The organism is Vibrio sagamiensis NBRC 104589 (genome assembly GCF_007990935.1).
Lineage (GTDB): Bacteria > Pseudomonadota > Gammaproteobacteria > Enterobacterales > Vibrionaceae > Vibrio > Vibrio sagamiensis.
In genome coordinates this window covers 1-16,711 of sequence record NZ_BJXJ01000054.1, presented here as the reverse complement: position 1 = coordinate 16,711, position 16,711 = coordinate 1, and the positions used below count along the sequence as shown (strand labels likewise).

Annotated in this window: 16 protein-coding genes, 4 tRNA genes and 1 pseudogene; 9 read left to right on the top strand and 12 right to left on the bottom strand. The window is 42.2% G+C overall.

The window, feature by feature from the left end; all coding sequences use genetic code 11:
- Positions 1–73: 73 nt before the first annotated feature.
- From VSA01S_RS17960 to lolB, 8 genes are all read right to left on the bottom strand, one after another.
- Positions 74–148: transfer RNA gene (locus VSA01S_RS17960), tRNA-Gln, on the bottom strand.
- 35 nt (positions 149–183) lie between these two features.
- Positions 184–268: transfer RNA gene (locus VSA01S_RS17955), tRNA-Leu, on the bottom strand.
- Between the two features lie 43 nt (positions 269–311).
- Positions 312–388: transfer RNA gene (locus tag VSA01S_RS17950), tRNA-Met, on the bottom strand.
- A 262-nt stretch (positions 389–650) separates the two neighbouring features.
- Positions 651–1,742, bottom strand: a complete 1,092-nt coding sequence (gene ychF / locus VSA01S_RS17940) for a redox-regulated ATPase YchF (protein ID WP_039982109.1) — start codon at positions 1,740–1,742, stop codon at positions 651–653.
- Positions 1,743–1,752: 10 nt separating this feature from the next.
- Positions 1,753–2,343, bottom strand: a complete 591-nt coding sequence (gene pth, locus VSA01S_RS17935; protein WP_039982107.1) for an aminoacyl-tRNA hydrolase — start codon at positions 2,341–2,343, stop codon at positions 1,753–1,755.
- 163 nt (positions 2,344–2,506) lie between these two features.
- Positions 2,507–3,451: a ribose-phosphate pyrophosphokinase gene (locus tag VSA01S_RS17930; protein ID WP_039982105.1), complete on the bottom strand. Its 945-nt coding sequence runs from the start codon at positions 3,449–3,451 to the stop codon at positions 2,507–2,509.
- Between the two features lie 28 nt (positions 3,452–3,479).
- On the bottom strand, positions 3,480–4,352 hold the full coding sequence (ispE, locus tag VSA01S_RS17925) for a 4-(cytidine 5'-diphospho)-2-C-methyl-D-erythritol kinase (protein WP_039982103.1): 873 nt from the start codon (positions 4,350–4,352) through the stop codon (positions 3,480–3,482).
- The gene (gene lolB / locus VSA01S_RS17920; protein ID WP_039982110.1) at positions 4,349–4,960 is read right to left on the bottom strand and encodes a lipoprotein insertase outer membrane protein LolB; all 612 of its coding nucleotides are present in this window, start codon (positions 4,958–4,960) and stop codon (positions 4,349–4,351) included. The genes ispE and lolB overlap by 4 nt, the downstream gene beginning before the upstream one ends.
- A 160-nt stretch (positions 4,961–5,120) precedes the next feature.
- Here lolB and hemA point away from each other — a divergent pair, with 160 nt between their 5' ends.
- The 8 genes from hemA (at position 5,121) to ybaK (ending at position 13,244) form a co-directional block, all read left to right on the top strand.
- Positions 5,121–6,377 (top strand): glutamyl-tRNA reductase, encoded by a 1,257-nt coding sequence (gene hemA, locus VSA01S_RS17915; RefSeq protein WP_039982101.1) that lies wholly within the window; start codon positions 5,121–5,123, stop codon positions 6,375–6,377.
- Between the two features lie 27 nt (positions 6,378–6,404).
- Positions 6,405–7,493 (top strand): peptide chain release factor 1, encoded by a 1,089-nt coding sequence (gene prfA / locus VSA01S_RS17910; protein ID WP_021711081.1) that lies wholly within the window; start codon positions 6,405–6,407, stop codon positions 7,491–7,493.
- A 2-nt stretch (positions 7,494–7,495) separates the two neighbouring features.
- Positions 7,496–8,362: a peptide chain release factor N(5)-glutamine methyltransferase gene (gene prmC, locus VSA01S_RS17905; RefSeq protein WP_039982099.1), complete on the top strand. Its 867-nt coding sequence runs from the start codon at positions 7,496–7,498 to the stop codon at positions 8,360–8,362.
- A gap of 70 nt (positions 8,363–8,432) precedes the next feature.
- Positions 8,433–8,816, top strand: a complete 384-nt coding sequence (locus tag VSA01S_RS17900) for a SirB2 family protein (RefSeq protein ID WP_039982097.1) — start codon at positions 8,433–8,435, stop codon at positions 8,814–8,816.
- A 4-nt stretch (positions 8,817–8,820) separates the two neighbouring features.
- Positions 8,821–9,630, top strand: a complete 810-nt coding sequence (locus tag VSA01S_RS17895) for a SirB1 family protein (RefSeq protein ID WP_039982095.1) — start codon at positions 8,821–8,823, stop codon at positions 9,628–9,630.
- A 54-nt stretch (positions 9,631–9,684) separates the two neighbouring features.
- Positions 9,685–10,536 (top strand): 3-deoxy-8-phosphooctulonate synthase, encoded by an 852-nt coding sequence (gene kdsA, locus VSA01S_RS17890; RefSeq protein ID WP_039982094.1) that lies wholly within the window; start codon positions 9,685–9,687, stop codon positions 10,534–10,536.
- A 455-nt stretch (positions 10,537–10,991) separates the two neighbouring features.
- Complete coding sequence (ushA, locus tag VSA01S_RS17885; RefSeq protein ID WP_039982093.1) at positions 10,992–12,653, top strand: bifunctional UDP-sugar hydrolase/5'-nucleotidase UshA; 1,662 nt, start codon at positions 10,992–10,994, stop codon at positions 12,651–12,653.
- 117 nt (positions 12,654–12,770) lie between these two features.
- Positions 12,771–13,244 (top strand): Cys-tRNA(Pro) deacylase, encoded by a 474-nt coding sequence (gene ybaK / locus VSA01S_RS17880; RefSeq protein ID WP_039982092.1) that lies wholly within the window; start codon positions 12,771–12,773, stop codon positions 13,242–13,244.
- A 76-nt stretch (positions 13,245–13,320) separates the two neighbouring features.
- Here ybaK and rluF read toward each other — a convergent pair whose 3' ends face one another.
- The 4 genes and pseudogenes from rluF to VSA01S_RS17860 all read right to left on the bottom strand — a co-directional run bounded on the left by rluF (position 13,321) and on the right by VSA01S_RS17860 (position 16,323).
- On the bottom strand, positions 13,321–14,355 hold the full coding sequence (gene rluF, locus VSA01S_RS17875) for a 23S rRNA pseudouridine(2604) synthase RluF (protein WP_039982091.1): 1,035 nt from the start codon (positions 14,353–14,355) through the stop codon (positions 13,321–13,323).
- 210 nt (positions 14,356–14,565) lie between these two features.
- On the bottom strand, positions 14,566–15,147 hold the full coding sequence (gene smrA, locus VSA01S_RS17870) for a DNA endonuclease SmrA (protein ID WP_039982090.1): 582 nt from the start codon (positions 15,145–15,147) through the stop codon (positions 14,566–14,568).
- Positions 15,148–15,230: 83 nt separating this feature from the next.
- Positions 15,231–15,875: an isoprenoid biosynthesis glyoxalase ElbB gene (gene elbB / locus VSA01S_RS17865; protein ID WP_039982088.1), complete on the bottom strand. Its 645-nt coding sequence runs from the start codon at positions 15,873–15,875 to the stop codon at positions 15,231–15,233.
- A gap of 309 nt (positions 15,876–16,184) precedes the next feature.
- A pseudogene (locus VSA01S_RS17860) lies at positions 16,185–16,323 on the bottom strand (DUF3149 domain-containing protein).
- A gap of 257 nt (positions 16,324–16,580) precedes the next feature.
- On the opposite strand from VSA01S_RS17860, the gene VSA01S_RS17855 reads away from it, so the two are divergent.
- A tRNA-Pro gene (locus VSA01S_RS17855) sits at positions 16,581–16,657 on the top strand.
- The last annotated feature ends 54 nt before the right edge of the window (positions 16,658–16,711 follow it).

Sequence of the window (16,711 nt, the reverse complement as noted above, 5' to 3'; positions counted from 1 at the left end):
TTTTGAGCGAGACAATATAAACGTTCAAGCTCTGACTGACAACCCTTTTTATTACAGGGGCAGTTTTAAATAATGGCAGGGCTACCTGGATTCGAACCAGGGAATGGCGGCATCAAAAGCCGCTGCCTTACCGCTTGGCGATAGCCCTACATGATTGTTTAAGATGTCAATCACATCAAAACATGGTGCGGTCGGAGAGACTTGAACTCTCACACCTTGCGGCGCCAGAACCTAAATCTGGTGCGTCTACCAATTCCGCCACGACCGCACAATTCTTAACTGCTCTTTGTCTTTGAAAAAACATTTAGGAATGGTGGCTACGACGGGATTCGAACCTGTGACCCCATCATTATGAGTGATGTGCTCTAACCAGCTGAGCTACGTAGCCAAGACCATGTTTTTACTCCCATCAACGTGTTGCCTTATTGTTGGGAACGGCGCGCATTATGCGAAGTTGAGTTAATTCCGTCAATAGTTTTTTTTAATAAATCCTGCAAAACGCTTTGTTCGCTTTCTTTTTAAACAAAGAGACGTGTTTATGATCTAAAACTTGTACGAATTTACGGTTGTTTTCGAAAGATAATTGACTCAAATATTCTTAATAATAAAAAAAGCCAGTATCGTTACTGGCTTTTAATTTATTCATTTATTTAAACGTTGAAGCGGAAATGAACCACATCGCCATCTTTAACTATGTAGTCTTTACCTTCTAGACGCCATTTACCTGCGTCTTTGGCACCACTTTCACCATTGAATTCGATGAAATCATCGTAACCAACGACTTCAGCACGGATGAAGCCTTTTTCAAAGTCAGTATGGATCTTACCCGCTGCTTTTGGAGCCGTTGATCCCACCGGGATTGTCCATGCGCGCACTTCTTTGACGCCTGCAGTAAAGTAGGTATGTAGGTTAAGAAGCTCATAACCTGCACGAATCACACGGTTCAAACCTGGCTCTTCAATGCCAAGATCGGCAAGAAACTCTTCACGTTCATCATCTTCAAGTTCGGCCATTTCTGATTCAATTGCGGCACAAACAGGTACGACTACGTTATTCTCTTTTGCTGCAAACTCACGAACTGCATCAAGGTATGGGTTATCTTCAAAACCGTCTTCATTAACGTTAGCAATGTACATGGTTGGCTTAAGTGTCAAGAAGTTTAGGTAACCGATAGCGGCAAGTTCTTCTTTTGAAAGTTCAACAGTACGCGCCATGCCACCTTCGGTTAGGATCGGCAACAGTTTCTCAAGAATCGTTAGCTCAAATTTTGCGTCTTTGTCGCCACCTTTCGCTTTTTTAGCATTGCGCTGAATCGCACGCTCACAAGCATCAAGGTCAGCCATAGCAAGTTCAAGGTTGATCACTTCGATATCTTCGATAGGAGATACTTTACCTGCTACGTGTACAATATTATCATTTTCAAAACAACGTACAACGTGGCCGATCGCATCAGTTTCGCGAATGTTTGCTAGGAATTTATTACCTAAGCCTTCACCGCGAGATGCGCCCGCAACGAGACCAGCAATGTCAACAAATTCCATTGTCGTTGGCAAAATTTTCTGTGGGTTTACGATTTTTGCCAATGCATCTAGACGTAGGTCCGGTACTGGAACTACGCCAGTGTTCGGTTCAATAGTACAGAACGGGAAGTTTGCTGCTTCAATACCCGCTTTAGTGAGTGCGTTAAACAGAGTTGATTTACCAACGTTTGGTAGGCCAACGATGCCACATTTAAAACCCATGATAGTAACCTTATTCAGCTTTGAACGTGTGGAGGCGATTTTGTGCTTTTGCTAGGCCATCCTTGATGAGGATATCTAGACAGCGAACGGATTCATCCGTGGTTGCATCTAGTTGCTCCTGTTCTTTTGCAGGTGCCTTGCCAAGGACAAAACCAGCCACTTTATCTTTGTGTCCCGGATGGCCTATGCCAATTCGAAGACGATAAAAATCTTTATTATTACCCAATTTGCTTATGGTATCACGCAAGCCATTGTGGCCCCCGTGTCCGCCACCTTTTTTAAATTTGGCGACACCTGGTGGTAAGTCTAGCTCGTCATGAGCCACCATGATCTCTTCTGTTTTGATCTGATAAAACTTGGCTAGAGCAGCGATGGCTTTACCTGATAAATTCATGAAGGTGGTAGGAATAAGCAAACGGAGATCCTGGCCATTGACCATGATGCGCCCAGTGAGACCAAAGAACTTGGGTTCGTTCTTTAAAGTCACGTTATGGACGCGTGCAAGTTCTTCTACAACCCATGCTCCAGCATTATGGCGAGTTTTTGCATACTCAGGCCCTGGGTTAGCAAGACCAACGAGAAGTTTGATTGGTTGACTCAAGGTTAGGATCTCTCTGGAATCTCAAAAAACGCAATATAATAACACAGAAAACTTACGATGGGTGATCTAGGGTTTTTGTTACGCTTAATTCAGTGGCTATTGATCAAAAAAAGCACCCCGTAAGAGATGCTTAGTTATTTGTAATGCATAAATTGTTCAATAATTAGTTGAACATAGCAGAAATAGACTCTTCGTTACTGATACGACGAATTGCTTCAGCTAGCATACGAGATAAGCTTAGTGTAGTTACTTTACCTGTTGCTGCCATTTCATCCGACAAAGAAATTGAATCAGTGACAATCACTTGATCAAGTACAGAGCTCTTAATGTTTTCTGCAGCATTACCTGAGAAGACTGCGTGAGTAGCATAAGCAAATACACGTTTAGCTCCACGTTCTTTGAGTGCTTCGGCTGCTTTACATAATGTGCCACCCGTGTCAATCATGTCATCTACGATCACACAGTCACGTCCTTCAACGTCGCCGATTAGGTTCATTACTTCAGATACGTTAGCTCGAGGACGACGCTTATCAACAATAGCAATATCGATATCACCTAGGGCTTTTGCTGTTGCACGAGCACGAACAACACCGCCAAGATCAGGTGAAACAACAACTGGATTTTCTAGACCGCGAGATTGCATATCTTCTAGTAATACCGGTGTACCGAAGATGTTGTCTACAGGTACATCAAAGAAACCTTGGATTTGCTCTGCATGTAGATCGATAGTAAGAACGCGGTCAACACCAACGTTAGACAGGAAATCAGCAACAACTTTTGCTGTAATAGGCACACGAGCAGAACGTACACGACGGTCTTGGCGTGCGTAGCCGAAGTAAGGGATTACGGCAGTAATACGGCCTGCTGAAGCACGGCGCATTGCATCAATCATAACGACCAATTCCATTAGGTTGTCGTTAGTCGGTGCACAAGTAGATTGAATGATGAAAACATCGCTACCACGAACATTCTCGTTGATTTGTACTGCTACTTCGCCATCAGAAAAGCGAGAAACAGATGCATCACCAAGGGAGATGTAAAGACGATCAGCAATACGTTGGGCTAGTTCAGGTGTTGCGTTACCAGCAAATAGCTTCATATCAGGCACGGTGGAAACCTCAGGGTTGCGTCCAGTTTTAATTAGGTCGGTATGAGGCTGATTGGTATTCAGCCAAAGTCTCTTTTAATGGTGAAACATTACACCCTCGGGCGACAAAGGCGGAGACATCATCAGAGAGTTGATGGAGGACTTCTTCTGCTTCAGCTTTGCTTGCAAACTCAGCAAAAACACAAGAGCCTGTTCCCGTCAATCTTGACGGCGCGTATTGTAGCAGCCAAGAAAGTTGCTTATCAACCTCTGGATAAAGCATTCGAACAATTTTTTCGCAATCGTTTACGTTTGTTGCACTTAGTAACACTTTTAAGCTTTGTTTTGGCGTGTTTCTTGGTAAATCAGGGTGAGAGAATATGTCTGCAGTTGCAATTGAAACATTGGGTCTTACGACTAAGTACCATTTTTCTTCTGGTTGAGCAGGACTCAGTATTTCACCTACACCTTCAGCAAATGCTGCAAGGCCATGTACAAACACAGGAACATCTGCCCCTAATTCTAAACCTATTTCTGCAAGTTGATTATCGTTTAAGTCGAGCTGCCATAAGTAATTTAGTGCGACTAAGGTTGTTGCTGCATTCGAAGATCCACCACCAATTCCTCCTCCCATAGGTAAAACTTTATTTATTTTAATGTCAGCACCGTAAGGGCAGTTAGCATAGCGTTGAAGTGCTGTAGCTGCCTTCCAAATCAAATTACTTTCTAAAGGAACGCCTTTGATATCGGGAGATATTGTTATCTGACCGGAGTGGTTGGCTTGAATAAATAAATCATCACCATGATCAACAAATTGAAATAACGTTTGTAATTCATGGTAGCCATTGTCGGTTTGGCCGTTAATGTAAAGGAACAGATTCAACTTCGCAGGTGATGGCCAATGAGAAAGTTGATCGATCATGAATTAAGGTTCCATTTGTTGATTTCGATTTTAATCGTGGTGTCAGAAGAGCGTAATTTAAGCTTGGTTGGTAAAGGAATAATTTGTTGATGCCAATTTATGTCAGCATAGCGTTGATAGAGAATATCCCATTCATTATTGTTAATTGACTTGTCTAATTTTAATAAGGTATGGGTAGCAGATAGTTGGAATGAATCTGCCATTGTGGGTAAACCTAATAGCCAGTCAGGCATTTGCTCGACCGGTATATGCAAACCAGTGAGTCGATGAATTAATTGGTTGGCGTCTTTTGCAGTCAGCACCTGATCATCCATAGTTTCTATTATGGTTCCTTGAGGTGTGGTTGTCATTTTTAATGCTGTTTGGCCAAGTCCAAAGGTTAGAGTGAGTTGGCTAAATGAAGGTGAATGTTTCCAAAAGAAGCTTAAGCTTTGTCTTTGTTCTGGACTGATGTAAGCCAATCTGCCCGATACTTGATATTGCTCAATATTTTGCAGTTCTTGTTGATGTTTTTGCCATTCAACGTTAGTGACACTTTCAGGGAGGGAGCTACACCCTGAGAGTAAAGTGCTAGCAAAGAGCAAAATAAAAAAAGTACGTAATGTCATAAGTGATGATTTATTAGTCATTATTTCCAATAATTAGCCTTCACTATAGCATTGAAAAGTTGAATCAAGGAAAACAAATCAGGCTTACCCTTTCAATACATGCGTGCTTACAGTAAAATTCTGAACCTATTTATAACTGTTCTCAGAGATAATGCATTAGATGTCCTTGCTTGCTATTGGAATTAATCACAATACCGCGTCTATTGATTTGCGAGAAAAAGTAGCCTTTGGACCCGATAAATTGGGTCGAGCACTTGAGCAACTCAGAGACCATGAAGCGGTCAATGGCAGTGTGATTGTGTCGACTTGTAATCGAACCGAATTGTACTGCGATGTTAAGCAAGGAGCGCGAAACAAGCTTGTTGATTGGTTGTCTCACTTTCATCAAGTGAAACAAGAAGAGCTTAAACCTAGCCTTTATTTTTATGAAGAGCAGGCCGCGATAAAACATTTAATGAGAGTCTCATGTGGTCTAGATTCATTAGTACTTGGTGAACCCCAGATACTAGGTCAGGTAAAACAAGCGTTCTCAGACGCTCGCGACAGTCAATCGGTTGATGCTTCGATCGATAAGTTGTTCCAGAAAACCTTTTCTGTGGCTAAGCGAGTACGAACAGAAACGGACATTGGTGGTAATGCTGTCTCGGTTGCCTATGCCGCGTGTACATTAGCGAAGCATATATTTGAATCTCTCTCTGAATCGACAGTATTGATGGTTGGTGCCGGGGAAACCATTGATTTAGTGGCTAAGCACTTGGCGTCCAATGGCTGCCAGAAAATGATTGTTGCTAACCGAACACGTGAACGTGCTTTAGGATTAGCAGAGCAGTTTGGTGCAGAGGTCATCAACCTCAATGAAATCCCAGACCACTTAGCTAGAGCAGATATTGTGATTAGCTCAACAGCCAGTCCATTACCTATTATTGGTAAAGGCATGGTGGAAAGTGCACTCAAAAAACGCCGCTTTCAGCCAATGCTGCTGGTGGATATTGCTGTGCCTAGGGATGTCGAAGCACAAGTTGGCGATCTCAGTGGTGCTTATTTATACTCGGTCGATGATTTACAGTCCATCATTGATAGTAACCTTGCCCAACGAAAAGTTGAGGCGATTCAGGCTGAAGCGATTGTCAGTGAAGAAAGTGCGGCCTTTATGACTTGGATGCGTTCGCTGCAAGCCGTTGATAGCATCCGTGATTATCGCAAATCAGCTAACGAAATTCGTGAGGAGTTACTGAGTAAAAGCCTTCAATCTTTGGCGGCAGGAGCAGAACCTGAAAAAGTACTGCTCGAGCTCAGTAATAAGCTCACAAACAAACTGATTCATGCTCCAACTCGTGCGCTGCAAAGTGCTGCAGAGCAGGGTGAACCAGCAAAATTAACGGTCATTCGTCAAACACTTGGCTTGGATGATCTATAACTCACGCTTTATTAAGAAAACGATATTATGAAAGCCTCTATTCTAACTAAGCTAGAAACGCTAGTTGAACGTTACGAAGAAGTTCAACATCTTCTTGGCGATCCTGATGTTATTGGTGATCAGGACAAATTCCGTGCTCTATCAAAAGAGTACTCTCAGCTCGAAGAAGTGACTCAATGCTTCCAAGCGTATCAACAAGCGCAGGAGGATCTTGTCGCTGCTGAAGAAATGGCAAACGAAGACGACGAAGAAATGCGTGAAATGGCGCAGGAAGAAATCAAAGAAGCAAAAGAGTCAATAGAGCGTCTCACTGACGAGCTACAAATTCTTCTTCTTCCAAAAGATCCAAATGATGACCGTAACTGTTTCCTAGAAATCCGAGCGGGGGCGGGTGGTGATGAAGCGGGTATTTTTGCTGGTGACTTATTCCGCATGTACAGCAAGTACGCAGAGAAGCGCGGCTGGCGTATTGAGGTGATGTCTTCAAACGAAGCTGAGCATGGTGGTTACAAAGAGATGATCGCGAAAGTAAGCGGTGACGGAGCATACGGTGTGCTTAAGTTCGAATCTGGCGGTCACCGTGTTCAGCGTGTACCTGCAACGGAATCTCAAGGCCGAGTTCATACCTCTGCATGTACTGTCGCAGTCATGGCCGAGATCCCAGAAGCCGATCTACCTGAAATCAAAGCAGCTGATCTAAAGATTGATACATTCCGTGCCTCTGGTGCTGGTGGTCAGCACGTTAACACCACCGATTCTGCTATTCGTATTACTCACTTACCAACGGGTACTGTTGTTGAGTGTCAGGATGAACGTTCACAGCATAAGAATAAAGCTAAAGCGATGGCCGTGCTTGCTGCTCGTATTGTTCAAGCAGAAGAAGAACGTCGTGCAGCTGAAGTCTCAGATACACGTCGTAACCTACTCGGTTCAGGTGATCGTAGTGACCGTATTCGTACTTACAATTACCCACAAGGTCGTGTTTCTGATCACCGAATTAACCTAACTCTCTATCGCTTAAACGAAGTGATGGAAGGGGACCTACAAAGTTTGATTGATCCTGTTGTTCAAGAGCATCAAGCGGACCAACTTGCGGCGCTCGCAGAGAACAACTGATCGTGAGCCCTGTTCAATCGATTGAGCAAGCCTTGAAAAGTGCGACGGCAATGCTTGCAGAGGGTGATCAAACGTCACCTTCTCTTGATGCTGCTGTCCTGCTATGTCACGTGCTTGATAAACCACGTTCCTACCTTATGACTTGGCCCGAAAAAGCTCTTACGCTTACTCAACAGGCGCAATTTGAAGCGCTGTTAGCGAGGCGCTTATCCGGCGAACCCGTTGCTTACATCATTGGTGAAAGAGAGTTCTGGTCTTTGCCATTAAAAGTGGCGCCATCGACCTTGATTCCAAGGCCTGATACCGAACGTTTGGTCGAAGTAGCTTTAGAAATAACGCAACAAAAGACAGGACTTATTCTTGACCTTGGTACAGGAACTGGTGCTATTGCGCTTGCTTTGGCATCAGAGCTTCCGGCACGACAAGTTCTGGGAATTGATCTAAAACAGGAAGCCAAAGAACTCGCAGAGTATAACGCTGCTAAGCTGAACATTAAAAATGTGACGTTTGCTCAAGGAAGCTGGTTTTCTCCTATTCCTCATGGAGAAAAGTTTGCTCTAATCGTTTCTAACCCACCGTATATTGATGAGCAAGATCCTCACCTTTTACGGGGTGATGTTCGCTTTGAGCCGAAGTCGGCTTTAGTTGCTGATGAGAATGGACTTGCGGATATTCGTCATATTAGCAATATTGCTCGCCAATACTTGGAAAATGAGGGCTGGCTTGTCTTTGAGCATGGATATGATCAAGGCGAAGCCGTTCGACAGATTCTGAAGCATTCTGGTTATAGCCAAGTTATTACCGAAAAAGACTATGGCGGTAATGACAGAGTGACTTTTGGATGTTACCAACCTAATATACCCAAGTGATTTCAAGGTGCTCTGAATCAGGTATCTTAAGGTCATATGGGCATAGTAATCACGGATAAAGAGAACAGAAATGTACACTGCTCTGAAGCATATTCACTTAGTGACCATCGCACTGAGTGTGACACTATTGTCATTACGATTTATTCTAATGATGATGGACTCCCCGAAGCGTAATCATAAGTTTTTAAAAATCTTTCCACACATCGTTGATACAGCGTTACTGCTTACTGGTATTGGCTTGATCATGGTCACTGGCTTTATGCCATTTACCGAAGGCGCCTCTTGGTTAACTAATAAACTGACGTGTGTTTTGGCCTACATTGCACTTGGATTCTTCGCCCTCAAATTAGCGAAAAATAAGCTACTCAAAACGTTCGCTTTCTTTGGTGCATTAGGCTGGCTAGTCATGGCGGCCAATATCGCTGTATCAAAAAGTCCACACTTATTCGGGTAAACGTATGTTGGAGTTTGTTGACGAACATTTTGAAAATATGGCTTTGGTTGAAGGGGCATTAGAGCTAAATCTCTCTATTAACCCAGAAACACAAGTTTTTTGGGCGAAACAAGAGTTAGAACGTTTATTTAAAGAAGCGGAGTATGCGCTAGTAAATGAACAGCATGAAGAGCAACGCTTTGATGCGTTTTTGCGGTTGTTTTTCCATCAGTGGGGCTTCAAAGGAGATGAGCAGCAGTATTTTATCTCTGATAATGCTTTTATTGATAAAGTGTTGAAGCGGCGTAAAGGGATCCCCGTAAGTTTGGGGGCTGTATTGCTTTATCTAGGACGTCGTCTAGGCTTTCCAATAAAAGGAATTATGTTTCCAACTCAGTTCTTGCTTAAGCTGGATTGGCCGCATCGTTCACCGGAATATATAAACCCTTTTAATGGTGAGTATGTCGGTGAAAAAACACTGCAGGCTTGGTTAATTGGTCAGCAAGGACCTCTGGCAAGGCTGAAACCTAAACATTTTGAAGAAGCGGATAATCCAGCGATTATTGGCCGCTGGCTTGCTTTGATAAAAAGTGCCATGCTCAGAGAAGAACGCTATACTCTTGCATTGCGCTGCAGCAATCTAGCGTTAACTTTTGTACCAGATGATCCTTATGAAATACGTGATCGAGGCTTTATCTTTCAGCAATTGGAATGTCACCAAGTTGCGGCTTCTGATTTCCAATATTTCATTGATCAATGCCCAGATGACCCATCTTCAGAATTACTTCAGACGCAAATTAATTCGATGAATGAAAAACAAGTGACGCTCCACTAAACTCTACTGTTATGCCATACGACTTATAGAAAGAAATAGACAATGAGAAGCAAAATGGAACAGAAAATCGTTAACGTTGGTGACATTCAGGTTGCAAACGACAAGCCCTTTACTTTATTTGCAGGAATGAATGTTCTGGAGTCTCGCGACCTTGCTATGCAAATTTGTGAGCACTATGTCAAAGTAACTGACAAACTAGGAATCCCTTATATTTTCAAAGCCTCATTTGATAAGGCAAACCGTAGCTCCATTCATTCTTACCGTGGCCCTGGCCTTGAAGAAGGATTGAAGATCTTTCAAGAATTGAAAGATACTTTTGGCGTTAAAATTATTACCGATATACATAATGAACAACAAGCTCAGCCTGTTGCTGATGTGGTTGATGTGATCCAGCTTCCTGCATTTTTAGCCCGTCAAACTGATCTTGTGGAAGCTATGGCCAAAACCAATGCTGTGATTAATGTGAAAAAGCCACAGTTCATGAGTCCAAGCCAAGTAGGTAACATAGTTGACAAGTTTGCAGAATGTGGCAACGAGAAGATCATTTTGTGTGAACGTGGCTCATGTCACGGCTATGATAACTTAGTTGTAGATATGCTTGGCTTTGGTGTAATGAAAAAAGCTACTAGTGGCAGCCCTGTCATTTTTGATGTGACGCACTCTCTACAAATGCGAGACCCATCTGGTGCGGCATCTGGTGGTAGACGTGAGCAAACGGTAGAGCTGGCAAAAGCTGGATTGGCTACAGGTATTGCAGGCCTCTTTATTGAAGCTCACCCTAATCCGGATCAAGCACGTTGTGATGGCCCATCAGCGTTACCACTAGATAAGCTTGAGCCCTTCCTAGCACAAATGAAGTCACTGGATGACTTAATAAAGAGTTTTGCTGCTATTGATATCAAATAAGGTATATCATGAACCTGAGTTTTTGTATGTTCTAAGTTATTTAACCACAATGGCCAATGTATGGTCATTGTGGGATCTTCCTTCCTTCACTCTATTTCCTTTTTTACCTCAGCTCTATTTTTACCTATGTATTTTTCAGCTTGATAACCAAACTAAGAGTAGACTTTCTGACTGTAGGTGAAGTAACCGTTAATGTTTTTTATTTTTTACTCATTGTGGTGCATACATTTCCCTTATTTCAGGCTGGGTAGGATTGTTATTTATTATGCAACTATCTCTAAAAATTTGTTGGTAAAATAATCACTAGTGATCCAGTTATCATAAATGTGAGAGCAGAATGTTACTAAGTAACTTTTCAATTAAACTGTAGCAAATTTAGTACCATGGTTAGTTAAGAGTGGAATATATCCATTCAAAATACTGTCGCCGACTCTAAGGAAATGAAAGGTAAAATAATGAAGCAACGCTTATTAACCAAAACCGCTTTAAGCGCGGCAATTTTGGTTACACTTGTTGGTTGTAACACACAGTCAGTACATCAGTGGGATCAAGATACGACATATAAGATTACAGTACTTCATACTAACGATCACCATGGTCGCTTTTGGCAGAACAAGTACGGCGAGTACGGCATGGCAGCTCGTAAAACGTTAATTGATGAGTTACGAACTGATATTGAAGCAGAGGGTGGTAGTGTATTACTTCTTTCTGGAGGAGACATTAATACAGGCGTGCCAGAGTCAGACCTACAAGATGCAGAACCCGATTTTAAAGGCATGAAAATGCTTGGTTATGATGCAATGGCACTTGGTAACCATGAGTTTGATAACCCACTCGAAGTGTTATTCAAACAGCGTGATTGGGCCCAATTTCCAATGCTTTCTGCCAATATTTACGATAAAGAAACGGGTAAGCGTTTATTTCAACCTTATGCAATGTTCAATAAACAAGGCATTAAAATTGCTGTTATCGGCTTAACTACTGAAGATACTGCGAAGTTAGGCAACCCAGAGTACGTTAGTAATCTGGATTTTCGCGATCCAAAAGCTGAAGCAAAAGCACTTATTGCTGAGTTAAAAGAAACGGAAAACCCAGATTTAATTTTTGCTGTGACGCATATGGGACACTATGACAATGGCAATAGTGGTTTAAATGCTCCTGGTGATGTCGCATTAGCTCGCTACCTTGATGAAGGTGACCTAGATATGATCGTGGGTGGTCATTCTCAAGAACCAGTTTGTATGGAAGGCCCTAACGTTATCAATGGGAATTTCAAACCAGGTGATGAGTGTCAACCCGATCTACAAAATGGGACTTACATTGTGCAAGCACATGAGTGGGGTAAATATGTTGGTCGTGCCGATTATGAGTTCATAAATGGTGAGCTTTCAATGGTGAGCTACAATCTCATTCCAGTGAATCTGAAGAAGGAGATAAAAGTAAACGGTGAGTCTCAACGTGTACTAATTCAAGATGAAATAGCACAAGATCAGGAGATGCTTGATTTTTTACGCCCATTCCAAGAAGAAGGTCAAGAAAAACTTAATGTTAAGATTGCAGAATCAAACGGGAAACTTGAAGGTGACCGTAAGGTTGTTCGTTACAAGCAAACAAATTTAGGCCGTTTGATCGCTACAGCACATCAAGAGCGTGCTAAGGCAGACTTTGCCGTCATGAACTCGGGTGGTATACGTGACTCTATTGAAGCCGGTGATATTAGCTACAAAGATGTACTGAAAGTTCAACCTTTCGCTAATACTGTTGCTTATGTTGATATGTCTGGGGAGGAAGTTTTAGATTACCTAAATCAAGTAGCAACTAAACCAGTAGACAGCGGTGCTTATGCGCAATTTGCTGGCATTTCAATGACCGTAGGTGCCAATAGTGTCTCTAATGTATTTATTGGTGATCAACCTATTGATTTAACAAGGAAGTATCGTTTCAGTGTGCCGAGCTATAACGCATCAGGTGGTGATGGTTATCCTGTACTGACTTCTCATCCTAGCTATGTAAATACTGGCTTTGTTGATGCTGAAGTCTTAAAGGAATACTTAAAAGCAAATAGTCCAATTGATGTCTACCAATACAACCCTGATGGCGAGATTGTTTACGAGTAAAAATCGGTTGACTCCATCTAGTTCATCGTTTTAATGTAAAACGCTGCCCCTAATTAGGGCAGCGTTTTTTGTATATTCCATATACTGGATAGGTTGATAGCGATAGGGAAGGTCTCTATGACACCAGCGATTATTTTAGCCAAAAAGAAAAAAGTACCGCATACCATTCATCAATATGAGCACGACCCTAGAGCAGAAAGTTATGGACTAGAGGCGGCAGAAGTATTGGAGCAAGACCCTAACAAAGTGTTTAAAACACTGTTGTTTTGTATAAACGGTGAGCCAAAAAATTTAGCGGTTGCGATCATTCCTGTTGCACAAAAGCTCAACTTAAAGTTGGCGGCAAAAGCAGCCAATGGGAAAAAAGCGGATATGGCCGATCCTGAGATCGCACAAAAAGTGACGGGTTATGTTGTGGGTGGCATCAGCCCTTTAGGACAGAAGAAAAAACTACCTATATTGTTACACGAAAGTGCCCAAGATCTAGAAACGATATGTGTTAGTGCAGGAAAACGTGGCTTAGAAATTGAACTTTCCCCTGCGGATCTTCTCAGCTTAACACAGGGAAGATTCGCACCATTGTGTGCTTAAATAAGTCGATGAATAAAAGGACGTACCAAGACGCCCTTATTGCTTATTCTCTTTATTAGTATATCTCTTTATCTTTTTATTTCTTTAAGCTCAATGTGCTACTAGAACGCTTTTTCGGTTTTGCTGCATTTGGATTGATATAATGCTTTTTCGCTTTTTTCTGCTCTGGAGCCGCTTTCGTATTATCATGACTAGGCTGACGGCGTTTTTGTTGCCCTTTTTTCGAGTTTGGGGCATGACGAAACTCATCGGCATTATTACCACGGTAAGTGTGTGGCTTTTGATTACGGCGAGCAGTGGATGTTTGGTTTTCTTCACGGCTATCAAATAACTTAGCGTCAGTCGCTCTTCGAATATGACGTCCTTTGGCATCTGCTTTTGAGGCCTCTTCTGTGCCCAATGAGCCCTCACACATTGCAAGCATCTCATTAACTTCATCATCGGTTAGGTAACGCCATTTGCCGTTCGGGATACCATCGAGTGAAATGTTCATGATGCGAACGCGGCGTAACTTAAACACTTCATAGTCCAGAGCTTCACACATTCGACGAATTTGGCGGTTTAAACCTTGAGTCAAGGTAATACGAAAAGAAAACTTAGTCTCTTTGGTGACTTTACATGGCAGTGTTACTGTATCAAGGATTTTGACGCCACTCGACATTTGTTTAAGAAAATCGCCCGTGATGGGTTTATCCACGCGTACTACGTATTCTTTTTCATGATTGTTGCCGGCACGCAGGATTTTATTAACGATATCTCCATCATTGGTCAGAAAGATGAGTCCATCAGAGGGTTTATCGAGACGCCCAATTGGGAAAATACGTTTCTTATGGCCGATAAAATCGACAATATTGCCAGGAATGTTGCGTTCTGTTGTACAAGTAATTCCCGTCGGCTTATTCAAAGCAATGTAGATCGGTTTTTCTTTTGCCGCAACAGGTTTTCCATCAACACGGACATCATCACCGAATAGAACCTTCGTGCCCATCTCAGGTTGCTTTCCGTTGATAGTAACTCGGCCTTGTTCGATAAGGCGATCAGCTTCGCGGCGTGAGCAAAAGCCAGTTTCACTGATAAATTTATTTAAGCGTTTTGCGTTATCTTGTGACATGTTGTTCTCCTAACGTTTCACAACGGCGGTTAAAAAAGCTTGGCCATATTTGTCGTGCACTTCAATGACTTTAGGCTAAGAAAATAAGGTTGGCGATTCTATCATCTATCTTTCAGTGAGCTCAAGGAATACCCAAGTATCTTGAAAGAACTCAGGTAGACCAAAATAGGTGGCAGGGTATCAATGAGGCTGCTGAGTTATTGAAAAGCGTTAACCTAGGCGCTTTTGATGGCGCTCTCTTGTTTCTAACTTTTTTTCAGCACTTTTGCGCAACAGAACATAAACAGCGCCTGTGCCACCATGGAAACGTTGTGCACTGTGGACGCACTGAACTTCACGTATCTGTTGCAGCCAACTACTGACAAAACTTTTCATCAACGCGGGTGGGTTGGAGCGCTCGCCTCGACCATGGACAATCATCACGGTACGGATATCCCATTCGATGCATTGCTTGAGAAATTTAACCACTTCGTGGCGCGCTTCTTTGAGTGTCTTTCGATGTAAATCTAAGCGTGCTTGAATGGGGTATTTACCGAGACGCAGTTTACGATAGACACCGTCTTGAACGCCATCACGTTTGAACTCAATAAAATCATCGGGCTGAAGCATCGTGGTATGTTCTATCGATAGCTGATCAGGATCTTCTTCTGCCAGCCAAATGGCGGCTTCTTGCCTTGCACGTTGAGCGTCGGTAATGTGATGGCTTTTTATATGTTCCGCCGTGTCATGATTGATTGGCTTCACATCGCCCATCATCTTTTGGAATAGCTCGAAATCATCATCATGGGACATGGTGTTCACCCATTAAAGAGTCAGGAAATAAAAGCAATTATACCCAACTCATCTCGGGTTGCTAAGTCATAAAGGAGATAGATTTAAACCATCGCAATGACGGCTGAAACCAATTTATCGATGCCTCTTTTCGCTTCTACCATGTTAGACGCTAGCATATAAGCTGGCGTAGAAACCACTTTATGCTCTTCGTCAATGACAATGTCTTCAACCGCGCAGTCAACATGTTGCCCACCTAATTCATTGATGATATTAGCCGTATCTAAATCGTTACCAATGGTGCAGCGGACGCCATGATAAAATTTAGGTAGTAGGACGGGGGAAATACACATGTATCCAACGGGTTTCTTTGCTGCGGAAAATGATCTTAAAACCTTTTCAATCTCAGGATCGATAATAAAATTTTTACCATCACTCGCGATACTGGAGAAGTTTTTTGCTACGCCAAAACCACCAGGTACGATGAGCGCAGAAAAATCATTAACATCGATTTCGCTTAGCGATTTGATGTTTCCTCTCACGATACGAGCTGACTCTTCTAGAATATTGCGCTCAGTTTCTTCCATTTCACCAGAATGATGGTTAATAGTATGATTTTGTGGTTTATCTAAAGAGAAGCATGTGTAATCACATCCTTGTTCTTCAAGTGCTAGCAGTGTTAAAACGGTCTCATTAATTTCTGCGCCATCAAATACACCACAGCCAGATAGAATCACCGCAACATTCATTGTTAATCTCCTTATTGTTTGATTAGATTTATACCTAAATATTTTAAAGCTCATGGAGCCTATGAGTCGCAATCATTTTTATACAAAAATAATACAAAACGCATTGTTAGTCGATTAGCTATAGCATATCGACTTATATTTTAGAATGATTATAAGTTTTTGATAAAAATGTAATGTTTTGTGAGGGGGGAGGTTCTAGTTTGCTATAATTATCATCATTTAGATGTTTAAGTTTGTCACAACGAATTGAAAAATCGGAGTGAATTAGAATTCACCCCGGTGCAAAGTATTGATGCTAATTAGTGAGGTCTAATGAGGAGATTTGTCGTGTATTACCTTGTAAATGAAAAAAACTGTAAAACAACATAAGGTTGATGGTACCAAAGATAACAACCATTGATGACAGTCCAACGGTGTTACCAAATAGAAGATCTAGCCAGAAGTCCATGTTTTTCTCCAAGATGTTTCCGACACGAATTAAATTAAATCTTAGGCAAGGTAGGCATCATGATCTGGATCAATGATGCTGTGAAGGTTAAATTTTTGTGTTTGATTATGAGTTTTTGATCACATTTTGTTGTTGGATGTGCATAAATCATTCAAAAAGTTTAAGAGTGAGATTTTTTTCTAAAAAGGGCTTGCGTCTGTGTTCGGAATCCGTATCATACACCTCCGTTGATTTGGCATATCGTCACATTAACTTCTCGGTGAATAGCGCAGCTTGGTAGCGCATCTGGTTTGGGACCAGAGGGTCGGGGGTTCGAATCCCTCTTCACCGACCACATTAAGAAAGCCTGCTTACATAGCAGGCTTTCGTCGTTTTGGGGCTTAGTAAA